At 66.1% G+C, this 20,796-nt stretch carries 25 protein-coding genes; all 25 read right to left on the reverse strand.

What is annotated here, in order from left to right; all coding sequences use genetic code 11:
- Positions 1-76: 76 nt before the first annotated feature.
- The 25 genes from K2W61_RS26420 to K2W61_RS26540 all read right to left on the reverse strand — a co-directional run bounded on the left by K2W61_RS26420 (position 77) and on the right by K2W61_RS26540 (position 20,778).
- On the reverse strand, positions 77-526 hold the full coding sequence (locus K2W61_RS26420) for a phage tail assembly chaperone (RefSeq protein ID WP_236756863.1): 450 nt from the start codon (positions 524-526) through the stop codon (positions 77-79).
- The gene (locus K2W61_RS26425; protein ID WP_236756864.1) at positions 526-1,875 is read right to left on the reverse strand and encodes a pyocin knob domain-containing protein; all 1,350 of its coding nucleotides are present in this window, start codon (positions 1,873-1,875) and stop codon (positions 526-528) included. The genes K2W61_RS26420 and K2W61_RS26425 overlap by 1 nt, the downstream gene beginning before the upstream one ends.
- The gene (locus K2W61_RS26430; protein WP_236756865.1) at positions 1,875-2,540 is read right to left on the reverse strand and encodes a baseplate wedge 1 family protein; all 666 of its coding nucleotides are present in this window, start codon (positions 2,538-2,540) and stop codon (positions 1,875-1,877) included. Before K2W61_RS26430 ends, K2W61_RS26425 begins: the two co-directional genes overlap by 1 nt.
- Positions 2,540-3,991, reverse strand: coding sequence for a hypothetical protein (locus tag K2W61_RS26435; RefSeq protein WP_236756866.1), 1,452 nt, complete (start codon positions 3,989-3,991; stop codon positions 2,540-2,542). Before K2W61_RS26435 ends, K2W61_RS26430 begins: the two co-directional genes overlap by 1 nt.
- A 20-nt stretch (positions 3,992-4,011) precedes the next feature.
- Entirely contained in the window at positions 4,012-4,380 is a 369-nt protein-coding gene (locus K2W61_RS26440; RefSeq protein WP_236756867.1) for a contractile injection system sheath initiator, read from the reverse strand.
- On the reverse strand, positions 4,380-5,078 hold the full coding sequence (locus K2W61_RS26445) for a Gp138 family membrane-puncturing spike protein (RefSeq protein ID WP_236756868.1): 699 nt from the start codon (positions 5,076-5,078) through the stop codon (positions 4,380-4,382). Before K2W61_RS26445 ends, K2W61_RS26440 begins: the two co-directional genes overlap by 1 nt.
- The gene (locus K2W61_RS26450) at positions 5,075-5,992 is read right to left on the reverse strand and encodes a phage protein (protein WP_236756869.1); all 918 of its coding nucleotides are present in this window, start codon (positions 5,990-5,992) and stop codon (positions 5,075-5,077) included. Before K2W61_RS26450 ends, K2W61_RS26445 begins: the two co-directional genes overlap by 4 nt.
- Positions 5,979-6,311, reverse strand: coding sequence for a phage baseplate plug family protein (locus tag K2W61_RS26455; RefSeq protein WP_236756870.1), 333 nt, complete (start codon positions 6,309-6,311; stop codon positions 5,979-5,981). The genes K2W61_RS26450 and K2W61_RS26455 overlap by 14 nt, the downstream gene beginning before the upstream one ends.
- Before the next feature lie 4 nt (positions 6,312-6,315).
- Positions 6,316-6,936, reverse strand: coding sequence for a phage baseplate protein (locus tag K2W61_RS26460; RefSeq protein ID WP_236756871.1), 621 nt, complete (start codon positions 6,934-6,936; stop codon positions 6,316-6,318).
- A 12-nt stretch (positions 6,937-6,948) separates the two neighbouring features.
- Positions 6,949-9,411, reverse strand: a complete 2,463-nt coding sequence (locus K2W61_RS26465; RefSeq protein ID WP_236756872.1) for a tape measure protein — start codon at positions 9,409-9,411, stop codon at positions 6,949-6,951.
- Between the two features lie 142 nt (positions 9,412-9,553).
- A complete protein-coding gene (locus K2W61_RS26470; protein WP_236756873.1) occupies positions 9,554-10,063 on the reverse strand; it encodes a phage tail assembly chaperone in 510 nt (169 codons plus the stop codon).
- Entirely contained in the window at positions 10,063-10,491 is a 429-nt protein-coding gene (locus tag K2W61_RS26475) for a phage structural protein (RefSeq protein WP_236756874.1), read from the reverse strand. The genes K2W61_RS26470 and K2W61_RS26475 overlap by 1 nt, the downstream gene beginning before the upstream one ends.
- A gap of 15 nt (positions 10,492-10,506) precedes the next feature.
- Complete coding sequence (locus tag K2W61_RS26480) at positions 10,507-11,865, reverse strand: DUF3383 family protein (RefSeq protein WP_059269808.1); 1,359 nt, start codon at positions 11,863-11,865, stop codon at positions 10,507-10,509.
- A gap of 66 nt (positions 11,866-11,931) precedes the next feature.
- Positions 11,932-12,390, reverse strand: a complete 459-nt coding sequence (locus K2W61_RS26485) for a phage neck terminator protein (RefSeq protein ID WP_059269807.1) — start codon at positions 12,388-12,390, stop codon at positions 11,932-11,934.
- Positions 12,391-12,517: 127 nt separating this feature from the next.
- Positions 12,518-12,931, reverse strand: a complete 414-nt coding sequence (locus tag K2W61_RS26490; protein WP_059269806.1) for a hypothetical protein — start codon at positions 12,929-12,931, stop codon at positions 12,518-12,520.
- 4 nt (positions 12,932-12,935) lie between these two features.
- Positions 12,936-13,388 (reverse strand): hypothetical protein, encoded by a 453-nt coding sequence (locus tag K2W61_RS26495; protein WP_236756875.1) that lies wholly within the window; start codon positions 13,386-13,388, stop codon positions 12,936-12,938.
- Entirely contained in the window at positions 13,378-13,752 is a 375-nt protein-coding gene (locus K2W61_RS26500; RefSeq protein WP_236756876.1) for a DUF4054 domain-containing protein, read from the reverse strand. Before K2W61_RS26500 ends, K2W61_RS26495 begins: the two co-directional genes overlap by 11 nt.
- Before the next feature lie 2 nt (positions 13,753-13,754).
- Positions 13,755-14,138, reverse strand: a complete 384-nt coding sequence (locus K2W61_RS26505; RefSeq protein ID WP_236756877.1) for a hypothetical protein — start codon at positions 14,136-14,138, stop codon at positions 13,755-13,757.
- Positions 14,138-15,097, reverse strand: coding sequence for a DUF2184 domain-containing protein (locus K2W61_RS26510; protein ID WP_236756878.1), 960 nt, complete (start codon positions 15,095-15,097; stop codon positions 14,138-14,140). Before K2W61_RS26510 ends, K2W61_RS26505 begins: the two co-directional genes overlap by 1 nt.
- Before the next feature lie 67 nt (positions 15,098-15,164).
- Positions 15,165-15,617 carry a structural cement protein Gp24 gene (locus K2W61_RS26515; protein WP_236756879.1) on the reverse strand — a complete coding sequence of 151 codons (453 nt, stop codon included), beginning with the start codon at positions 15,615-15,617 and terminating at the stop codon, positions 15,165-15,167.
- Positions 15,617-16,699, reverse strand: coding sequence for a DUF2213 domain-containing protein (locus K2W61_RS26520; RefSeq protein ID WP_236756880.1), 1,083 nt, complete (start codon positions 16,697-16,699; stop codon positions 15,617-15,619). Before K2W61_RS26520 ends, K2W61_RS26515 begins: the two co-directional genes overlap by 1 nt.
- 10 nt (positions 16,700-16,709) lie before the next feature.
- The gene (locus K2W61_RS26525; RefSeq protein WP_236756881.1) at positions 16,710-17,549 is read right to left on the reverse strand and encodes a phage head morphogenesis protein; all 840 of its coding nucleotides are present in this window, start codon (positions 17,547-17,549) and stop codon (positions 16,710-16,712) included.
- Positions 17,491-18,774 carry a phage portal protein gene (locus K2W61_RS26530; RefSeq protein WP_236756882.1) on the reverse strand — a complete coding sequence of 428 codons (1,284 nt, stop codon included), beginning with the start codon at positions 18,772-18,774 and terminating at the stop codon, positions 17,491-17,493. Before K2W61_RS26530 ends, K2W61_RS26525 begins: the two co-directional genes overlap by 59 nt.
- Positions 18,771-20,354, reverse strand: coding sequence for a phage terminase large subunit (gene terL, locus K2W61_RS26535; protein ID WP_236756883.1), 1,584 nt, complete (start codon positions 20,352-20,354; stop codon positions 18,771-18,773). Before terL ends, K2W61_RS26530 begins: the two co-directional genes overlap by 4 nt.
- Positions 20,305-20,778 carry a DUF2280 domain-containing protein gene (locus tag K2W61_RS26540; RefSeq protein ID WP_236756884.1) on the reverse strand — a complete coding sequence of 158 codons (474 nt, stop codon included), beginning with the start codon at positions 20,776-20,778 and terminating at the stop codon, positions 20,305-20,307. The genes terL and K2W61_RS26540 overlap by 50 nt, the downstream gene beginning before the upstream one ends.
- Positions 20,779-20,796 lie beyond the last annotated feature (18 nt).

Genomic DNA, 20,796 nt, shown 5'->3' on the forward strand with positions numbered 1-20,796 from the left:
CGCATTGCTGCCTCCCGGATGGACGAAAAAAAGACCGCCGAGGCGGTCTATGTGCGATGCGGATGCGGACGCCTGGTCAGCGCTGGGACAACCAGGCCGGCGCCACCGGACGCAGATCTGTCGCCGGGAAGCCCTCCGTCTCCGGCCACTCTCGCAGCGCCTGGCGGTACGCCTGCAGCTCCTGATACTGTTCGGTGCTCAACGTGGTGTTGGCCCCTTCTTCGACTTGGTCTCGGTGGCGCTGTACCAAGGAATCTGTGGCATCCAACTGCGCCCCACGCCAGGCGCGCTCAGCGGCAGCCAACTGTTCGGGCGTCGGCGCGGCCGGATCTTTTGTCATCGGCTCGCCGTCAGACCCTGCGCAGAAGACGCGCCCCTGCTGATGCTCGGCAAACAGTTGCTCGTACCGCTCGGCGGTGACGGCGACGGCGTCTTCCGGCCAACCTTGAGGGCTGGCCTCGTACACGTCACGCAAGCTGTCCGGATAGAACGCCAACCGGCTGGGAGAAAAATAGTAGGTCGTCATCAGTATCCCCAAACTTCCCAGTAGATCAACGAGGCTCTATCGGCAGGGTTCGCCAAGTAGCCCCGCGAGTCTGCGCCTACCCCATTACGGACGATCGCAGCGGTGGAACCGGCGTCGATCAACCCAACGCCAGCGTCTTGCGATACTAGGAATCGCTCCGCATGCGTAGCGTTTCCGCCCAGGCACATATTCGGAAAGGCGACGCCGTATGTCACCCAGGCCTCCGAGTCGTAGGGGATTCTCGAAACGCCCCACTGCCGGACAAATCCTGTGTCGCCGCAGCACCACCAGCCCATCGCGCTGAATTGGGACGAGGAACGCCCTCGGGTAGCGGCATACGCGTTTAACGCAGCGCGCACGGAGCCCGCGACATGAGCGGTGGTGGCGAGCCGGGTGCTGCTGTCTGTCAGCGCCGGCGTCGGAGCGGTAGGCGTACCCGTGAACGCCGGGCCGTCCAATTCGGCAGCCTTGTGCCATGGTCCCCAAGTGGCCGAGTTGACTCTTATCCTCCACCAACGGGTAGCTTCGCCTCCCCGATGGATAAATTCCTGAAAAACCAGTGACGCCCACGCTCGTACGCGCAGCAGCGCTTCGCCGGCCCACCCGGGCGGCGTGTTGGGCGCTGGGGCATGGATGTAGAAATCGTTCGACTCGATGTATGTGTTCAGGTCACTACCGGCTGTGGCGCTCCGCATGTTGGGGTAGCGGCTGTTGATCTCGGGGACTCGGCGGTCACTGTCCAGCGGCGCGGCGCCGATGTCGGCCAGCACCTGGCCGGGTGTCTTGGAGGTCATGGTGGCCGTGCCGTTGCCGACCAGGTAGTTGCCGGGCGGAATCCAATTCTGGCCGGTGCCACCGTTCACGGGCGACAGGATGCCGAAAGCGCCGCCCATGTCCAGGCTGACCACGTCCAGCATGACGTTCGCCGAACCGTCGAGCGATTTGGCCGGCGCCCTCGCCGCGCCGCTGATCGAAATACTGCGCGGCGTTTCCCACTTAGCTGCGGCACCGACCGTCATAGCTGGCGCCTTTTCCGGCAGACGGTCCGCCGGCACAGTGCCAGCGGTCAACCTCGAGGCGTTGAGGTTCTGGAAAGCATAGGAGATCGCATCGCTACCCGGCGCCGTGAGCGCCCGGCCCGTCAGCGTGGCCACGGCCTCCAGGTGCCGATAGATCCAGGTCAGCTTTTGATCGGTGATCTGCTGCACCGCGTTGAATTGCTCCACCGACGGCGGCAGCGAGCCGATGTACGCCCAGCCGGTGCCGTATTGCGCAGCGGAGATGCGATCCGTGGTGCCGTTCTGCGCCCACGTCGCCTTGAAAAGCTCGAAGAAATTGGTTTCAGCCATCAGTAAATTTCCCGCGCCAGCACGCCGGCGCCAAAACCGTAAAAGCCCTGCTCACGAAAGCCAAATGGCCGTTCCGTCGAGCCAGTAATGATTTGCACGCCCACGCCGGCCGCTGCCGGCACCCATTTGTAGGGATTGACCATCAGCGGATCGTTCGGCCCTGGAATCCGGCTGACCCAAATGCGGATCTTGGCGTTGCCGGCGTCCTGCACGACCACTCTGCTGACATCGAAGATCGGCTTGAGCGAGGCGGTGATTTCGGGCGTCGTGCCGTGGCCGTTGTTCAAGGCGATCTTCCAATACAGCAGCTTTCGATACTCGGCATCGAGCAACCGGGTCGAGCCGGCCACCGACCGCTCGTTGGCTCGGCGCAGTCGCACTTCACCAAAGCCGCCGACGTTTGGCTGCCCGGCAAAACCGAAGAACCGCACATAGATCGCGTCATCGATCATGCGAGGCAGCCCGACGATCTCGCCAATGCCGTCGAGCTGCCGTCCCTCAGCCGTATCCAGCCAACGCTGCTCGTACAGGGCGAATAAGGCGCCCTGAAGGCCGTCCGCCGGCTTCAGCAACGCCTTGACCAAGGCTTCAAGCCTCGGCTTGCCTTGGAACTGGCCTAGCCAGTGGGACCAAGCGATGCCGGCATGGTCTTGCTGCAGGTCCATCAGGTCACCTTGATACGGGATTGGTCAAACACGGCCACCTGGGAATCCAGGATGTCGATGTTGGAAGTGGTGTAGTCGGCCTGGCGGGGAACGAACGTGGGATCGGTGGAATGGGCCAGCCGCAGATCCACCGTGGCAATGCCCGGCGTGCGGTAGATCGCGCCGAAGAGCCGCTGGCGGATCACGTCGTCCCCGATCGAGAAGCCATCGCCCGCCGCGGCGAGACTTGCCGTGATCGCGTCGAATCCATCCGGCGGGAAGGCCTGCTCAGAGGGTGGCAGCAGCGTCACCGCACACCACAACCAGACAAAAACCCGTTGCGGCCGGTCGAACTGGATGGGATGCCGGGCGCCTTGCGTGTCGGTCACAACGACGCGTGTCGCCCCATGGGTATCGATGCCGCCCCCTTTGGTCCCAAAGATCGCCTGGGCGACTTCGTCGTCCAGACCGCCGTCCACGACCACATGGATGCAATGCGGCGGCCGGCCTGCCTCGTCAATGTCATCGCTGGTGTTCTGGAACACTCGCAGCGCCCGCACGCCAGGGACTTGATCCCGGATGTTGGGCGCCAGGCTCGGCAGGGTCGCAGCACCCAGACGGAACAAGCCGGTGGGATACCGCGCCCGCAGCGCGGCGTCATTCTCGGCCAGGCGGCCAGGAACGCCGGCCTGCAGGTTCTCCACTGCATCCCAGCCATCCACGGCCGTCACGATGCCATTCAAGTCCCCCGGCGCGGCCACTTCTTCCGACGGGTCGGCCGAGACGGCCAACGCCGGTGATCCCAGGCGCACCAGGTCCAAGGTCGGCGACCAGGTGAAAGCGCGCGCCACCCGGCCATCGGTTCGGAGGCGAATAGCCGCGCCGTCGCTGGAAGCGGCCAGGCCGGTGGACGCCAACGCGGCCACCAGCCCGGCCAGGACCGCCGGCAGGTTGGTGGTGGGGCCGGAAGTATAGGAATAGGCCTGACCGTCAACGACGACCTCGTACAGCGACGCGGGCGTCACCACGGGCCGTAGCCACACGTCGGCGGCGGCAGCTTTGCGGATCTGCGCATCCCCGGCCAGCGCCCAGAGGTTCTGGCTGACTCGGTGGCGCACCAAGGCACCGGCGGGAACGGCCGCCCCCTCGGTCCCATATAGGACGACATAGGCTCGCGCCTGCTGGTCAGGTTGACGCGTCACCCCGGTAAAAGCGACCGACCGATCCAGCGACACGCCGGTGGCCGAGCCGGGATACATCGACAGGTAAACGCCCTCCATTTGCTCCCAGAGGGCCGCCGCTCGCTCGGCGAAGGTGTCGATCAGCAGGCCAATGACACTGTCTGGCCGCGTTTCGACGGCGTCGTTTACGCCTGCCGCCCGCAACCGGGCGCGCAAGTCTTCGATGATTTCCTGCCGAATTTCAGGCAGGCGCATGCGGACGAACCCGTCCGGCGTGAGACCGTAGGCCATGGATTCCTCAAGAAATGGGTTCAGGGGCGATGCAGGTCGACGACCTGGGCAACCAGGCCCGCCGATGTGTCGGCCTCGTATGAGACGCGGAGAAGCCGCCGGCCGTGGTCGATTTCCAGCCCCAGACGGCGGACGCGGGACACGCCAGGCACGTCACCGATCCGGGCACGAAACGCAGCCTCGACCGCGGCCCGGTTGGGAGCTTTCATCAGCACTTCCTCGAAGTACGGCACGCCGAAGCTGGTATCGAGGAACCACTCGCCCAGAAAGGCCAGCAGCGTCACCTTGATCTGTTGCGCGACCTTGGCGGCGCCATCGATCAGCGAGGCGCGGCCGACAAGGTCCAGCGCCAAGTCATGGTCGTCGGACAGAGCAAGATCGATCGTCATCAGACAGGTTTCTCCGTCATTCCGCCCATGCCGTTGGGGTGCGCGTGCGTGGCTCCTACATCCTTGCCGTCATGGGTAAGGCGGCCGCCCTCGAACGCCACACCGCCGCGGACGGTCATCGATGCGCCGCCCTCGCCTCCTTCACCGGATAGGCCCTGCGTGTACCGCAGCGGCCCGTTCACGGTCAGGGGCGTGTTGAAGGTCGTCTGCTCGGCCTGCACAGTCCAGGACGCCACCACGAAGCTCAGCGCGCCGGTGGGCGATAGCTTCATGGAGGCCTGGCCGTACTGAATGCTCAGGTTTTCGGTATCTGCGACGGCGGTACCCGGGCGCACCACGGGGCTGGCGAACGCATCTGACAGGTCGAACTGGCGGGGATCGTCGGGCGGCCCGTCGTCGCCGGCCAGCCAGTTTTCGATGGAACGGGCCGAAAACGATAGCGTGATGGGGTCGCCCGGCTTGAGCGGTACCGATATGAGCGCCTGCGCGCCGTTCACGTCCCCTGTGAACCACCTGACCGGCACCCGGACGATCTGGGGCGGTTTCAGGACTTCGCCATTGGCCAGGCGCTTGGCCAGCGCCGGCCGCGCCGTCACTGTAACGCCGTCATAGGACACGACTTCCCCCGGCAGGGTCGTATACACGTCTGCCAGCTCGGCGTCGATCAGGGCCCGCAGCCCTGCAATCGGGTTTTTCATGTCTTTCCCTTCTGTCGACGCGGCAAATGCGGATCGACCAGCTGCAGCTCGGATTGCCAGTCGCCGCCGGCGCTGTCGCCGTAGTGACGCACCGCCTCCACCCGCTGGAATGCCTGCACCGCGCGGCTCTCCAGTTTGACCAGGTCGCCCGGGTTGATCGTGGGCAGCAGTAACGAGGTCACCCGCCAGCCGTCGCGTTGCTGGCGGGCGCTGACCAGGCGCACGTCGTCGTTTGTCTGGCCGTCGCGCACACGGGCTTTCTCGCGTGCGGCCTCGCGCGTGCGCTCCGGATAGCCGATCAACCCCGTGTCGGCCGCCAGTACTACCGCCTTGCGACGGGTCGTGCCGCGCCGGCGCACGACCTGCAATTGCTGGTTCTGGATCGACCATTCCAGACCGGTGCCCTGCGTCACCTTGTGCAAGGCCGTACGGGCGGCGCCATAGAACGAGAAGCCTTGCTGCCACCGGCGGTCGGGCACGTCATCGGCCATCACCAACGGCAATCCCATCTGGCTCGCCACATCCCGGATGATGGCGCTGGCCTGCGCGCCCGGCCCCAGGCCAATCGAAACGGCAGTGTCCCGCACCTCGGTATAGCCATCCTTCACGGCCAGTTCCGTCACCACGTCCGGCGGCTCGTACCAGGTGTAGGCGTAAACCACGCTGCCCGACGCCATCAACAGCGGCCCGCCCTCTTCGGCATAGCCGGCGTACAGCACGCAGCGCAAACCCGGTTCTTCCAGCGCCCGGCGAGTGTCTGCGGCCAGGTTGTAGATCCTGATCTTGTGGTCGTTGGGCTCTTCCTGGGCGTCCTTGCTGACTTCGAAGGTCACCCGCATGGGCTGCCGGATCTCCAGCCCCTTCTGGTTCGGCTTGCCCACCAGCAGGCGGTACACGCGATCAAACCGCGCCATGAGCCACCTCAGAAGCCTCGACGTACACCAGAGCCACCTTGCCGGCGGGCAAGGCCTCCCGGTCGATTGCGTCGCGCCGGTCGGGCGCCAGCGCCACCAGTTCGCCGGCCGGCACCGCCAAGTGCCGATACAGCGCCAGCAACGGCGTATCGGGCACAACGGCGATGCCGGCGACGATCATCTCGTTGTAGGCGTTCTCGACGGACAGCGTCCACCGCTCGGCCTCGCTGTTCCAGGACAGGCCCAGAAAGAACGTGACGCTGTCCAGCTCCACCTCGGTCAGGCTGTCGTTGGCGTCGAGAATGGGTATCTGCAACATCGCTTCATTTCCCGAAGATGACCTGCTTCACCTTTCCGATGATCGCGCCGGTATCGCTCTTGAGCACCGAGACCTCCTTGGGCGCCACCTTGCCGGCGTTGGTCTTGGTGGCGCCCGCCTTGCCCTTCACACTGCCTTTGACCTTCTCCGGCGGAATCACGGCTTGGCGCATCGCGACCTTGCGGATCTTGCGGAAGTCCGCGCTGATGCTGAACCGCTCGCCGTCTTCGTTGTTGCGATCGATATCGCACCGCTCCATGACAAAGCCGACGTAGACGTCCAAGCCGGTCACGACGGTCACGGGAAGCCGGTCTGCGTGGATCTTGCGCAGGGCTTCCTTGGCGCCGATCAGTTTTGAACGGCCGCCACCGCCGTGGCCAGCCACCCGCGCGGCCAGTGCGTTCACTCCACCCAGGAGAGACACCTCGGCCGCCGTCACCCAGCCTTCCACGGTCAGCAGCTCCGATTCCTGGACGACGTGGTCGGTCACCGGCGGGCCGTCCTCGACCGGGTACTCGGTCGCTCGGCTGTTGAGCGAAGTCCTCTCGCTGATCAGGGCGTCCAGGGGCAGCACGCCGATGTTGCTGCCCCCGCCCCACCCGAACACCATCGACACGAAGCTCATCGCGGCTCATCCCTATCGTGCGGCTTCCACGCCAGTGTGAAAGTCCAGAAACTGCGCCAGCCGGTCGATGCCCCTGCGCTGGGTGCGGGCCAGACCGCGCGAGGTCGCATCGGCAACGGCGCCGGGATCAGCGCCGGGCGCGTTGACCGTGGTCTCGTTGTGGATCTCCACGGTCATCGGGCCCCGCGCCGCAGGCACGCCGGCGCGGACGGCGGCCCCGGCCGACACCAGCGGCACGCCCGCCCCGCTGGCGAAAGCCCGCCAGACATCCTTGTTGCCCAGCAGTTCCTTCGGCGCAGCCATGGCGGCCTTCTGGTCATCGGTCAGCATGTCTCCCGGCAGCAGCCGCTCCAACCACTTCGCGGCCGCTTCGACCTTGTCGGTGATCCATTTCGTGATGGCGGCTCCGATCTCCTGGATCTTGGCGATCATGCGGCCGCCGATATCCTCGAAGAACTTCCACAAGCCGTTGAAGGCATTGCGCCAATGCGCGATCGCGCCGTCCCAGTCGCCAGTGAACAGAGCAACGACGCCCTTCACCAGTTCCACCCAGAACGCCCACAATGCGTCGATGTACTCGAGGACCGGCTCGAAGAAGGTGCCCTTTGCCTTGCTCCGCAGCCAGTTCCAGGCGTCGCCGAGCGCCTTGTTGATCTGGTCCCAGTATTTCCAGATCAGCCACAGCCCGCCGATGACGAGCGTCGCGATGCGGCCCCAAGGCGTCATCACAAAGGCACGCCAAAGCATCGGCGCCACCCGCGTCGCCAAGAACACGAACACATCGCGGACCACGCCCAGGACCCATAACAGTCCTCGGAAGATCCGCCACAGCCCATAGGCCATGATCAAAATGGTGCCAAGCCCCTTGAGCCAGGGTTTGAGGTCCTGACCGGCTCCGCCGAGCATGTCCTTGATCTGTATGAGGAAAGTCTTGACCGTCTGGATCTCGTCCTTCCACTCTTCCACCGGGCCGATCAGGTCGCCCAGCATCGAGTCTCCGCCCCGATACCAGACGCCGATGTCGTCCATCAGCAGGTAGATCGTGTACAGCAGCGCGGCAATGCGCAGCATCGGAACAAGCGTGCGGTTCCAGAGTGCGAGCATCCTACGGGCGCCTGCGGGGCCGCGGCGTAGCGCCATGGCCGTGTCCAGCCCGATCGCCGCGCGCGTGGCGGTGACCAGCGACCGGATGAGGCCGCCCGATTGCACCGTGGCCAGGCGAAGCCACGCCCGCAGCTTCACCAATCCCCAAGCGCCGCCTGTCAGAGCCAGCAGGCCGATCACCGTCTGGATGTGGTCGGCCAGGAACTCAATGGCGCGGGTGACAGCCAGCACCGCCTGACGCCCGAGCCACGCCTGCCCCCAGAACCGCTGAAAGGCGTTGTTCCAGACCGTCATGGCATCCGCCATGGTCACGGGCATGTCCTGCGCCTCGATGCGCATCTTCACCAGCTGCGACTGAAGCGCCGGCAGGAACCTGTCGCTGGTGAGGCGGCCGGCCTTCACCTGCTCGAGCAGCTTGTCCGTGGTCAGGCCCAGCCCGTCAGCCAGCGCCACCTGCAGGCGAGGCGCCGCCCGCATCAGCGTGCTGTACTGGTGCATGGCCAGCTTGCCCTGCATGATGGCGGTGGTCAGCGAAGCGATGACCGATTCCTGGTCCTGCGCCTTGGAGCTGGACAGCGCCATCCCCAGCGCCAGGCCTTCCGTCACGTCCACCGTGTCCTGGGTACTTTTGCCCAGGTCGGCCATGGTGCGGCGCGTGCGGACAAACAGCTCGGCGTTGGACTCGTACGATATGTAGGTCAGGCGGGCCACTCGGGCCAGTTGTCGGTCGACCTCCGCGTACTCCTGCGCTGAAGCGGTCGCCTTGCGCATACGGGCCTCCATCTGGCCCCATGCATCGATGTCGCTGAAGATCCGCCGGACGACGGCCACGCCGAAGACCGTGCCGACGACCTTGCGCAGGCCCGAGAAAGCACCGGCCTGCTCCTTGATTACGCGCACGCCCTGCCATTGCGCGCGGGTCATGCGTTCCTGAGCCTGGCGGGCGTCCTGGATGCCCAGACGAATGCCCTCCCAGGTGCCGATTCCAATTTCCCGAACCGTATGCAGGCCGCTGCGCGCCTTGGCCATGAGGGTGCCGTAGGCGGCCTGAACCTGCCCAATCTGGGCTCGCGCATCCGCTACGTTGACCGGAAAGGCCGATGCCGCCCCAACTCCGGCAACAGCTGCGGCCGCGCCACGAGGTGCGGACGGCAGACCTACGGACGTAGGCGTGCTGATGGCCGGCGTGGGTACGGCTGCGGGCCGCAGGGTCGCGGCCTGCCGCAAGCTCTCGCGCATGCGTTGCACGGCGGATTCTGTGACCCGTGCAATGGTGTTCTGGACCTCCGCGTAGGCCTGCTGGTACCGCCGCAGGCCCGAATCGTCCACCTCGTACCGCAGGAGGGTCACCAGCTCGCGAACTACATTCATCGGTCTTTCCTATTGGCGTGGGCCTGCTGGGCTTCCTGAGCGTCCATCAAGGCGTTCAGCTTCAGGATGTCCAGCAGGTCCACATGCCCCTGGCGCACGGCGTCGAGGCTGATGTGGCCGGCCAGGATCGGTCGCCAGATGATCAGCTCTCGCTCAAAGTCGGGGCGGAAGACGCCGACAGATTCCCCAGCTTCCCGCGGGCCAGACCAAAGCGGCTGGCCCAACGCGCCAAAGGGCCGGCGAAGTTGTGCATCAGGACGTGGTACATGAGTTCCAGGATCTCAGAGAAATCCTGGAATGCCAGGCCTCGGTGGGCGTCGGTGAGCTTCTGAGGCTCCCGGCCCTCGAGCTCGAAGCTGACGTTGTCGGGGCCGACCAGCAGCCCAAACCACTTCTGCAGCTCGTCGCCGCCCAAACGGCTGGACAGGTGCCGCAGCGCTTGCATGACGGCCTGCTCGTCCCGCAGTGTGGCCTCGCCAGCACCAGCCGCGCCGTCGCTCGCCTGGCCACCCACGACGGCACCAAACAGCGACCCAGCAGCCGGCAAGACCTCCTTCTGCAAATCGCCCAACAGCTTGAGCTGGGTGGATGCGTCGAACTTGAGGATATGGAAGGTGGTGGTTCCAATGGGAACCGACAGCGTGCGGCTCATCAGCTATTGCCTCCGATGACGTTGATGGAAGGACCCGTTTCGATCACCCATTCACGGGTGCCGACCTTGGCGCCGTAGCCGGCTTCGGGGCTTTTGACGATCCAGGCGGAATCCGCGGCATGCAACGACTTGCCCCGCAGGTCGGTCACGGCCACCGGCACGGCGCCGTCGCCGTCGGTCGCCTTGTCGGCTTGATGCAAGGCCGACAGATGCGCGTTGCTGGCGCTGGTCTGCAACAGCGTCACGGTGATGCGCAGGCGCGTATCGCGCGACATGGCACGGGCCACCTCGCCGTCGACGCCCGAGACCGAGGAAATGCCCTCGCCGATCTCGGCCACGGTGACAAACGTGTCTTCGGCCAGGCCGCTGAGCGCGATCGCGCCCAGCACCAACTTCACCCGGCTCGGTGCATAGGTTTTTACGGACATGCTCAGGTGCTCCGCTTAGATTTGTTGATAGGTCAGGTTGCCCTTGATGTCGCTGACATGGATGGCGCCGGCCAGTCGAGCGCTGAATTTGAGGTCGCGCAGGACGCGGTTGGCCTTGTCATTGGCGGGGATGTTCATCGACAGCGGCGCCGAGATCACAAAGCCCGGGATGATCTTGCCGGCGGCGTCGACCTCGTCGGGTGCCACCAGGCCGCGGGTCTGCGCCAGCATCAGCGCCTTGCGCACGCCGGTCACCAGGACCTGGATGCCGTCGTCGGTGAACGGCACCTTGCCGGGCGCGTTGACGAGCTGGGTGGCCACCTCGATCTTGACTTGCTCGGCCAGCCAGTCGCGGCCGCGGATGACGTCGATCCACTCGCCCGCGGCCACCTTGCCGTTCTGGGTCACGGCGAAGCTGCGCATCTGCTCGAACGTGTTGGCGTTCTTGGCGTGGGCCGCCAGCGCCTGGCCCTCGGTCAGCCCGTCGTAGGTGATACCAGCCAGGCGCGCATTGGCCCAGGTTTCCCCGCCCGGATAGAACGTGAAGCGGTTGGCCGCGACCGCCGCTTCCAGCGCCTGGCTGTCGGCCTCGCCGTGAAACCAGACGTGCGTCCGGAAATACTGCTTCTGCTGGCATTTCGAGGCCAAGTCGTCGGTGACGGCCGCGTCGAGGATGCCGGCCTGGGCGCTGGAAACGCCGAACAGCCGTCCGTTCGATTCGACCCATTCGGCAGCATCCAGGATGTCGGCCTCCTTGCGGCTGGCCAGCGCAACGCCGTACCAGTCGGCGTTTTCCTTGCTGCAAGCGGCCAGGGCAGCCGTCGGCGTTTCCGAGCTGGTCGCGATACCCACCGACAGATTGCCCTTGACCGCGACCGCCACCGCGGTGCCAGCGTCCTTTGCCGTAATGGAGATTTCCGAGCCGACCGAAGTCGGCGACACCGGCGCACCGCTGGCGACGATGGCCTGCACCAAGCCCGTGGCGATGGTTGCCGGCGTGCTGTCGGCCAGGCCGGTGAACGTGGACGTTACCGACTGGACGTTGCCATCCTGACCTCGCCAGGACAACGTGATCGCATAGTCGCTGGCGTTCGCCCGCGTTACCGTGACGCGCGAGGTCTCTACATGGCGCCGGCCAACGAAGACTCGTGGCACGGTCGGGATCTGCTTGAAGGCGTCGCGCACGGCGATGTAAAGCGGATCGGCCTGGCTCAGGCCCAGCTCCAGCAGTTCAGCCGCCTCGGAGACAACCAGGATGCGGCCGACCGCCAGCGCGTGCGCGCCCAGCACCAGGATGTCCGAGAAATTCTGTTGCTTGATCGCGGTGGTGTTCAGGGAGATCGCCACATTGACGATCCGTTCGAGGTTTGCCATGTGTGGCTCCAGTAAAAAAGCCGCCTGCAAGGCGGCCGGGTGGCAAAGGGGGGAGCGGCCGCGCGCTTACGCGGCGGGCGCGATCGATTCGATAACAGGCACGGCCGCCAGGCTTGCAACGACATAGCGCACGCCCAGCTCCAGGAGGGCGCGCTGCTCATACCGCACCCCCTCGCGCAAGACGGGAATGTTCTGTAGGCGGCCTCGATCAAAGACCGCCAGGCCAAGGACTTCGGCGCGCTCCTCGAATTCGGGGTGTTGCAGGCGTAGCTGAAGCGTGTCCAGGCCGTCATAGGCACCGGCGCCGAACCCTTGCAGCTCCACCGTGGCGTCATTGTGTTGAGATATCAACGCGTTGCCGTGCTCATCCACCTCGCCTCGCTCCGCCCGGCTGGCCTGCGCCCAGCGCACCGCCAGGGCGATGTACGGCGGCGCCGGCCGTGTGCCGTTCTCGTTGGCGAAGATCACGGGGATGCCGGCGGCGGCCGCCTCGATCAGTTCGAAAATCGCGTCTTCCGGTGTCATGGTTGTCCTGTGGATGTGTGCGCCGATGGGACTATCGCGCCCGTGCTTGCACGCGCTGCGACTCGGCGCTGCCCTCTCCGGTGACCTGGATTGCCCGGCCGGACCCGGGGAGAGACCCTGCGGACGCTTAGCCCCGTCCGCGCCCGACCCAGGTTGCCGGGGTGTTCTGGGAATCCTGTTGTTCCTGGTCGGCCAACAACACGGCCAGGTAGCGGTAATGGGGAATGACGCCCGACTGCCAGGGCGCCACGCCCACCAGCAGGTATTCGCCCGCCAGTGGCCCCGCACCCCAGACCAGCCGATCGCCGCCGGTCCAGTCCTGGCCGGCCACGCTCAACAGCTCGGACGTGTAGATCCGGACGGCCGCCCGTATGCGGCGCCCTTCGGGGGTCGCCTGCAATTGCTCGTAGTCGCCCACCTTGGCCGGCTGCACCGAGGCGGAAATGGTTCTATCGGGAATGGGCTCGCCCTCGATCCAGCGCCCGCGCTCCCGGCGGCCGGGCAACTGGCCACGGATGACATGCGGTTTTCGGAAGCTCATGCCGCTACACCTTCTGATACCGCACAGCGTTCACCAGCAGCCCGTGGTCGATCAGAGGCACGTCGCTCCCCTTCCTGGCCACCGTCGATTCCGCGTTGGGCTTGGCCCATTCCTTGGACTGCTGGATGTGCGCCTTCTGGTGCTTTTCAGCGAACGTACCCAACTGATCCAGGGCCTGCTCCACGGTCAGGCTGCCATCTTGGACGGCGCCCGCCATCCGCTCCATGGCTATGCCCAGCACTTCGCCATTCTTCTCGGCAAAGTCGCGGATAGCTGGCCGGGCGGGAATGTGCTCGGTGCCCAGCTCGTTCCAGATCGCGATATCGATCAGCTCGATCCCCGTCTTCGGGTCCCGGCCGGCGTCCCGCTGGATGCCAAACTCGACGCCGCGCCCGTTGATGGCCTTGGCAAGACGTGCATGCGCCTCCAGCCCCTTGTCGATCGCCTTAACCGCCACGAGGAAAGCTCCTTATGGTGGCCGCGCCGACCTTGCAGATGCGCGCCAGCCGTTCGTATCTGCCGTAGAAGCCCGCTGGATCCTCCCCGCCGGCCACTCGGCCATAGACACGCTGCAGGTCGCCTTCCTTCTCGCTGACCAAGCCAGGCCTGGCCACCACGCCGTCGGCATCCGCTGCGCGCTGCGCTTTGATGCCGTACAGCAGCCAGGCGGCGTACCAGAGCTGTGCCTCGTCCTGCAACTTGGCGGGCAGACATGCCGGCCGATAGTCGGCGGCCATGGCCAGCGCTCGCTCCTTGTCCGGCGCCGGCAAGCCGGCCACCGCCGGCGCCAGGAAATCCAGATCGTCGATGGTGGCCGCCATGCTTACGACTCCTGCGAGCCGCCGCCGGCCGGCGCATCTCCGCCGCCTTCGCCAGGAGCGGCAGCCTTCAAGGCCTCGTACAGGCCCTGCAGCTCCGGCTTGGAGGCCGACGGCGAGTACTGGGCGCCCTGCTCATCGAGCCAGGCTTTCAGCTCCTTGACCGTGGACGGCTCCTTATCGGCTTTCGCGGCAGCGCCATGCTTGCCGCCACGACCAGCCGGCACCGCATCTTCGGCGGGCGGGTCCGTCTCGACCAGCAGCTCGCGGTCGATCAGGTCCTGGACGCCGCGATCCTCGGGGTTGACCCACGCGGCGCGCGTCGGCGCGATCACGGTATGGCCACCGATGTTGATGACCGCCTTGGTTCGGTTTTCGCAATACAGCATCAGATATCCCCCTTCGCCATCGCCAGCGGGTAATACACGACTACCCCGCCGGCACGCGCCAGGCACGGCACGACGAGTTCAAGCCCGCGGGCCTGCGCCGCCAGTTGGTTGAACGGCATCGGCAGCTCCATGGCCAGGTTTTCCTCGCTGTACTCGTAGGCCAGGATCAGGTCCTTGCCGTTGGTGCCCGCCCCCTTGAATTCGGCGGCGCCGATGATCTGCAGGCCGGGATGCTTGTCCAGGAAGAACTGGCCCACGGTCTTGCCGTTGGAATCCGGGACACGGCGCGAAAAGATGCGGCTGCGCTGCTCGGTGGGCATGACGATGCGGGTGGGCGTATGCACGTCCTTGGACTGGTTGGTCACCGCGTCGTAGATCATGTCCAGGTCGGCCAGGATCTGGTCGGGGGTCGTGGCCGGATTCAGCCAGTCACCGTGCAGCCCAACGACCAGCGGCACGTTCGGGTGGTTCACCAGGCCGTACAGCCCGAACTTGCGATCGCCGATCAGCGCCATCTGGTTCAGCTTGATCTCGATCGCCTTGCGGGCTGCCATCGACTTGCGGGTGGGCAGGTCGCTGCGGTTGGCGGCGGCCGCCCGCAGCTCCATCACGCTGTAGCCGTAGGAGTCACCGATGTTCTTGATCTGGGCGATCTTCTCTTCGCCCTTCACGTCGGCACGCGGCAGGTCGTCGGCGTAGTTGGCGACGATCTTGGCCATACCGACCTCGTCGTACATGAAGTACGTGAAGGTCTCGGCCCATTCGGGTACCTCGGTGGAGATCGGAACCAGCGTCAGGCCCACCATGGGCGGCAGTTTCTTGTCGTAGGTCCGCGTCTTGACGTAGTCCAGCTGGCGAGCGCTGAAGAGACCTTCGTCCTCGCGCATGCCGGCCAGCGCCACGACGATCTTCTTCACGGCCGGCAGGTCGGCCTCGTCGTAATGCTCGTGTTTTTCCATGCTGATTCCCAATGAAAAAGACCCCTATGTGGGGCCTTGGGGGTGATTGCGGATGATGGCGGCGGGATCAGGGCGCCGCCGGGGCGGCAAAGGGCGCCAGCAGCTCGATCAGGGCGATCTTGCCGCCGGACACCTCCACGGCCCCCGACCGGAAGACGGCGTTGGGTACACCGGTAGCGCCGCTGTCCGATACGGTGCCGTCAGCCGCGCAGCGAACCGGGCCGTCCTTGGTCACGGCGCCACCGGCCGACACCTTGGCCCAGCCGCGACGAACGCGCAGCACGCTAACGGCGTCAAACTCGCGGTAGCCCCCCTCGCGCGGAATGGTGTGCGTGTGCAGCGCCAGGCCGCGGATGCGAGAGCCCGGGCCGGCGACGATGCGGTCGTCGGTGGTGTCGCCCACGATCACGCCCGGGGCAATATCGCCCGCGGCGGCGTAGGTCTCGACATCGTCATAGCCCAGGTCTGCCTTCATGCCGGCGTAGGCCGGCTCCATGCGGTCATCGTAGATGGCGGGCATTATTCGCCTCCTTTCTTCAGGTTCGCCAGGTAGGCCGAGCGGGCCGCGCTGGCCGATTTGGGCGGCGGCGCGCTGTCGGAGCGCTGCTGCCGGGCGGTCAACGAGTCGCCGCCGGCCAGCTCGCGGCGCTGCGTCTCGACGGCATCCTGCCGGCTCTTGGCTTCGCCCACGGCCAGGTCGAACGCCGCCTCGATGTAGCCGTCGGACTTGCCGGCCAGATCCGCCGAGTCGCCACGGACCGCCTTGATGACGCCCTCGCGCAGCGCGCGGTCGGTGCTGTCGGCCTTGAACGCCACCTTGTGCTCGGTGGCCAACGCTTCCAGCTTCACGCGGGCCAGGGCCGCGCCCTTGGCGTCCTGGCGGGCCTGCTCGATGCCCTGCTCCGCCTGGTCCGCCCGGGCCTTCTCGGCATCGGCGCGGGCCGCCTCGGCGTCCGCCTTGGTGGTGGCCGTTTTCAGGTCGGCCCGCAGGCGGTTGATCTCCTGTTCGACTTCGGGCGCGGCGTCATAGGACAGGCCGTTGTCGAGTCGGATCTTGACCGTGCTCATGTCATGTTCCTTATCGGTTTTGGTTACGGCGTCTGCCGCGTCTAGATTCAAGCGCGCATTACCTGCGCGCCCACGTTTCACCACGGCGAGGTGGTTGTATCGGATGTGCCGCTGCACGATGTCGTACGGCTCGCCTTGCGGCGATACCCCGGGGATTTCGTCCAGCTCGAGCTCGTAGCCCAGCGACAACTCCTTGTTGCCGGCGTCCACGGGACCGGTATCGAAGATCTGGATGTCGCCGACCATGTTCTGGCCGTCCTGGCGCCCTTCGGACAAGGCCGTGCCGATCATGTGCTGGCGCACGTTCTGGGCGTTGACCTTGCCCGGGTGTCCGTCGGTGATCGGCTTTCCCCGCAGGCTGGCCAGGGAGTCGGCGTTGAACACCTCCTCGGGCGGCCGGTATTCCCGGCGCACACGGCCCGCGCCGTCCCGGTATTCGAAGACGCCGGTACGCGTCAGCACGGGCGTGTCGACCAGGTAGCCCTCGTCCGTGCGGGTCGCCTTGAGCGGCGCCCGGTCATATCGCATTGCCATGGGTTTTTCCTCAATGAACGATCAGCGCGTCCAGGTCGTCGAGCGCCGGCAGAACAGCCTCGGCCCAGCACCTGCAGCGGATAGGCTTGCCTGGGTGCCCGTCGGCGGGCGGCTTGTCCCACTCGAACTCTTGGCCCTCACGCTCCACATGCTCATCGCGCTCGCGGTCATCCAGGACGCCCCGCCACCGGTACTTCTTGACGCCGATATTGGTCTGCCGGTACTCGGTCAGGTTGCCGTTCAGCTTGCCGATCTGGTCACGGGCGATCAGTTCTGCCCGCTTCCGCGGCAGATCGTAGGTATCCCGGACCTGTTTGGTCATGTCACGCAGCGACGTGCCCTGCCGCACCGCGGCCACCACGCGCCCGTGAAGGTTGCTCAGGTACTGTTCCGGGATGGACTTGATCAGGCCGATGTTCTCGGCCTCCCATGGGCGCAGCACGTGGCCCAGGCCAGGCTCGGCCTTGAACACATCCACCCCGTAGGCGCGCCGCAGCATCCGGTGATACTGCTCCTTGTTGTATCGCTCGACCCGCTGGGACACCAGCGACGCCAGGCTCTGCGCCTTGCCATCCGGCAAGGCTGCCGCCTGCAGCGCCGCCATGAAGGCTCGGCGCAGCGACTCGAACCAGCCCCCGTCGCCGACGGGCGTGTTGCGCAGGTCATCCTCGCGCAGAACCCGCGGCAGCTCGGGTATCACATACCGCTCGACGGCCAGAACGGCGGCCTGCGCAGCGGTCCGCAGCGCCCGCGCGTAGTCCTGCTCGTCGCCCAGCGGGTAGCGCCACTGCTTAGGTGGCCGCGGCGTACGACGTGGCCGATTGACCATTTGCGTCGGGAACGAGGCCATAGAGCCCTTCCTGTTTCATGTAGCGCAGCGCCTGGTCCTGGCTGAGCCCGTTGTCGACGGCGGAGCTCAGGGCGTCCATTTCGCGGGCCGAGGCCTCGGCGTTGGCCTTCCGAACCTCGGCTTCCTCTTTGGCCGTGGCCGGCTTGAGCGGCGGCCAGGTGATAGACCAAGCCTCGCCCTGCGCGGTACCGGTACCGGCCAATGACCGTTGCGCCCGGATCAACGACACCAGGCGCTCCAGCGCGGGGGTCAGCTTCACCTCGCGGCCCATGGCCACCGCGTTGTAGAACCCCTCAAGATCGCCGTCGCCGGTGGCGTTTAGGCCGGCCGCTGACCGCCCGAACAGCACGCTCACCGGATAGCCCGCCTCGGCCGACACCGCGATCTGGAATTCGGCCAGGGTGTCCTTGATGCCGCCCATGTCCGAGCTGAGCACCTGGTAGTCGTCTTCCGCATCGACGGCCACGCCGTTCAGGGCGTTGCGGGCAGCGTCGACCATTTCCACGCGCTTGCGCACAACGGATTCCATCTCGGCCTGGATGGCGCCGGCCAGGCCCTTCATTTTGTGCACGGCCTGCTGCTTCTTCTCCATCAGCCGAAGCGCCCAGGTCAACCCCTCGCCGTAGCGCCGGATCGCCCGAAACGCCCGCGCCGCCGCCGGCCGCCCCGCCCAGGGAATGCCCTTGCGGTTGAGCTGCGCTGGCAGCGGATCTCCCGGAACCTCGATCAGTCGGCTCTCATGCACCAGGAACTCGGCCGAAGGCACGCCCGCCGCCCGCACGCGCACGCGGTAGATCTCGGGCATGCCGTAGTTGGCCTCTTTCGGGTCGGAATAGCGCCTCTCGGTGGCCGATATGTCGTCCAGCGTGAACACCTTGAGCTCCAGAAGCGTGTCCAGGGAATCAAGGTTCAGCGGATCACGCAAGGCGCGCCCGTCCTTGGCGACGATCACGATCGCTCCGCCGCCCGTCAGCCGCGCCCAGCGCCACGCGTCTGCCAGCGCCGGCAACGCCTTCAACCGATCCAGCTCGTCGCGCACCCGATCGTCGCCAGCGATGACCACGCCGCGCGACACCGCGGTATCCGGGATCATGTCCACAACACGGGCCGGCAGACCGCCCTCGGCGTACATCGCCAGGTCATCCAGAGCGCCGAGGCCGCTGGGCAATGCGTCCAGCATGCCCGGACCCAGCAACGCCGACAGATAGCCGTCTTGGTTCATCATGTACTTGCCAGCGCCATGAAGCGCCCTATGTCGCTGCCCGTCGTGGCGAGCATGTCGTTGATGGCGTCGACCATGGGGTCGACCTGATCGTCGTGTGCATGACTATCGTCAGCGGTGAAGGCCTCGCACTCCGCGATGAAGTCGTTCACCCAGGGCGCTTCCTCGGGAATGCACACCAGCCCCGCCTCGAGGTAGCTCTGAACGTCCATGACCCGCGTCAGCTTGTCCTTGTCCCGAGGCACACCCTTGACGGGGATATGCCCGCCGGCGGCGATCTCCTGGACCAGCCCGGTACCGCTCGACTTGTCCTCGATGAGGAACTGCCGCAGCGGCGCCGACAGCTTCGGATTGAACGGCTTGTGCTTGGCCCAGAAGTCCAGCGCCCGCCGCTTGAGCTCCGGCGCCTGCCATTTGCCGCGCAGCAGGTCCAGCAGGTACAGCTTGCCGTCGTCGCCCAGGCCCCAGCATTCGAAGACGCTGTAGTCGTTGCGTTCGGCCGTCTTCTGGGCGGTGTCGGCGAACACCTTGCGCGCTACGATCCGGGGCGGCACCGCGTACCGGCCGAACCAGGCGCCCTTGATCAGGTCGCCACCCAGCGGCGCCGGGCGTTGCTGGTACTGCGCCGAGAATACGTACCGGCTGACGCGTGCGCCCTCCTGGTCCGTGCCGGCGCCGGCCTCCATGGCCAGCAGATCCGCCAGCGGCTCCTTGTAGGGCCAGTAGCTGAAACGCCCCTTCTCGTCCCGAACGCTGCTGTCGACCTTGCCCTGCAGCTCGGCCGGCAGGCCTGCCACATAGGCGTCGTCGATCAGCGCCGGAATGACGACCTGTTCCCAGTCCGGCCCGAGGTTGCCGGCCTCGATGAAGCCGGTCACGTCCTCCTGCGCCAGGCGCTGCATGATCACGATGATCGGCGTGTCGGGATTGGCCCGACGGCTTTTCACCGTGGCGATCAGGTCGCGGTTCGCCTTGGCGCGCCGCGGCTTGCTGTAGGCGTCGCCGACCTTAAGCGGGTCGTCGATGACGATGGCGCCCTGCCACCCTTCCGCCATATGACCGGCACGAAAGCCGGTGATCTGGCCGCCGAGCGACACCGCATACACGCCGCCGGCCTTGCGGCCGTCGACCTCGATGTTCCAGCGCTTCTTGCTTTTCGCGTCCGCGGCGACTTTCAGCGGCCACAGTTCCTGGAACTCGTCGGACTGGACCAGCTCCTTGGCCGTCTGCGAGTTCAGCAGCGCCAGGTCGTCGGAATAGCTGATGTGCAGGAACCGGGCGCGCGGGTTCAGCGCCAGGCCGCGGGCCATCAGGTTGATGGCCACCAGTTCGGTCTTCGACGAGCCCGGAGGCACGTTGATGACCAGGTTCTTGATGCGGCCGTCGATGACGTCCTGCACCTTCTGGGCGATCAGTTCATGGTGCCAGTTGACCCGGAACTTGATGGCCTGGCGGTGTTTGAAGAAGTACCTGCTGAAGAACAGGTGGTCCTGCTCGCATAGGGCCTTTGCCGTGGCACGCAGGACGGCGGGGTCAGTACTCGCCTTGCAGCTTTGCGACGGCGGCGGCGACTTGTCTTTCATCCACCACCACCGTCTTCTGTTCTATCGGGCCGCCGCCAGCTCCCGTGTGCTCCCGCTTATTCGTGAATGCGCCGCCCACCTCCTTGGCGGCCTGCTCCAGCACGCCGGCCGCGCCGACGACGTTGCCCCGGCTGATGTGCTTGTCGTAGATCCTGCCGAGCTGCCGCAGGCGAAATGCTTGGTCGGCGATGGGGATTTCGGCGATTTCCTCTCGGAAGCGTTGCCGGGTGTCGTGGAATAGCTGGACCCACTTCTTGGCCAGGTCTTTGCCGGCCACCTTGGTGGGGTCGTACTGCGCAATCTGCATGCGGGGCACGTCCAGGCCGAATTCTTCCTTCACCACCTCCGATACCTGGCTGGGGCGGTCCCAGCAGGCCAGGGCTTGGACTATGAAGCGCTTGTGCGCCTCCGTGAGCTTTGCCATACCAATATGTTGCCAATA

The sequence above is a fragment of the Achromobacter pulmonis genome (assembly GCF_021733725.1).
Taxonomy (GTDB): Bacteria; Pseudomonadota; Gammaproteobacteria; order Burkholderiales; family Burkholderiaceae_B; genus Achromobacter; species Achromobacter pulmonis.

Bases quoted from the DNA above. Each gene is read 5' to 3' on its own strand.
- K2W61_RS26525 (WP_236756881.1), bottom strand. From the start codon at position 17,549: ATGGCCTCGTTCCCGACGCAAATGGTCAATCGGCCACGTCGTACGCCG.
- K2W61_RS26455 (WP_236756870.1), bottom strand. From the start codon at position 6,311: ATGTTGCAGATACCCATTCTCGACGCCAACGACAGCCTGACCGAGGTG.
- K2W61_RS26475 (WP_236756874.1), bottom strand. From the start codon at position 10,491: ATGTCCGTAAAAACCTATGCACCGAGCCGGGTGAAGTTGGTGCTGGGC.
- K2W61_RS26485 (WP_059269807.1), bottom strand. From the start codon at position 12,390: ATGACACCGGAAGACGCGATTTTCGAACTGATCGAGGCGGCCGCCGCC.
- K2W61_RS26530 (WP_236756882.1), bottom strand. From the start codon at position 18,774: ATGATGAACCAAGACGGCTATCTGTCGGCGTTGCTGGGTCCGGGCATG.
- K2W61_RS26440 (WP_236756867.1), bottom strand. From the start codon at position 4,380: ATGACGATCGATCTTGCTCTGTCCGACGACCATGACTTGGCGCTGGAC.
- K2W61_RS26445 (WP_236756868.1), bottom strand. From the start codon at position 5,078: ATGAAAAACCCGATTGCAGGGCTGCGGGCCCTGATCGACGCCGAGCTG.
- K2W61_RS26490 (WP_059269806.1), bottom strand. From the start codon at position 12,931: ATGAGCTTCCGAAAACCGCATGTCATCCGTGGCCAGTTGCCCGGCCGC.
- K2W61_RS26510 (WP_236756878.1), bottom strand. From the start codon at position 15,097: ATGGAAAAACACGAGCATTACGACGAGGCCGACCTGCCGGCCGTGAAG.
- K2W61_RS26540 (WP_236756884.1), bottom strand. From the start codon at position 20,778: ATGGCAAAGCTCACGGAGGCGCACAAGCGCTTCATAGTCCAAGCCCTG.
- K2W61_RS26430 (WP_236756865.1), bottom strand. From the start codon at position 2,540: ATGGACCTGCAGCAAGACCATGCCGGCATCGCTTGGTCCCACTGGCTA.
- K2W61_RS26520 (WP_236756880.1), bottom strand. From the start codon at position 16,699: ATGGCAATGCGATATGACCGGGCGCCGCTCAAGGCGACCCGCACGGAC.
- K2W61_RS26450 (WP_236756869.1), bottom strand. From the start codon at position 5,992: ATGGCGCGGTTTGATCGCGTGTACCGCCTGCTGGTGGGCAAGCCGAAC.
- K2W61_RS26500 (WP_236756876.1), bottom strand. From the start codon at position 13,752: ATGGCGGCCACCATCGACGATCTGGATTTCCTGGCGCCGGCGGTGGCC.
- terL (WP_236756883.1), bottom strand. From the start codon at position 20,354: ATGAAAGACAAGTCGCCGCCGCCGTCGCAAAGCTGCAAGGCGAGTACT.
- K2W61_RS26460 (WP_236756871.1), bottom strand. From the start codon at position 6,936: ATGAGCTTCGTGTCGATGGTGTTCGGGTGGGGCGGGGGCAGCAACATC.
- K2W61_RS26425 (WP_236756864.1), bottom strand. From the start codon at position 1,875: ATGGCTGAAACCAATTTCTTCGAGCTTTTCAAGGCGACGTGGGCGCAG.
- K2W61_RS26505 (WP_236756877.1), bottom strand. From the start codon at position 14,138: ATGCTGTATTGCGAAAACCGAACCAAGGCGGTCATCAACATCGGTGGC.
- K2W61_RS26465 (WP_236756872.1), bottom strand. From the start codon at position 9,411: ATGAATGTAGTTCGCGAGCTGGTGACCCTCCTGCGGTACGAGGTGGAC.
- K2W61_RS26480 (WP_059269808.1), bottom strand. From the start codon at position 11,865: ATGGCAAACCTCGAACGGATCGTCAATGTGGCGATCTCCCTGAACACC.
- K2W61_RS26470 (WP_236756873.1), bottom strand. From the start codon at position 10,063: ATGAGCCGCACGCTGTCGGTTCCCATTGGAACCACCACCTTCCATATC.
- K2W61_RS26435 (WP_236756866.1), bottom strand. From the start codon at position 3,991: ATGGCCTACGGTCTCACGCCGGACGGGTTCGTCCGCATGCGCCTGCCT.
- K2W61_RS26515 (WP_236756879.1), bottom strand. From the start codon at position 15,617: ATGCCCGCCATCTACGATGACCGCATGGAGCCGGCCTACGCCGGCATG.
- K2W61_RS26420 (WP_236756863.1), bottom strand. From the start codon at position 526: ATGACGACCTACTATTTTTCTCCCAGCCGGTTGGCGTTCTATCCGGAC.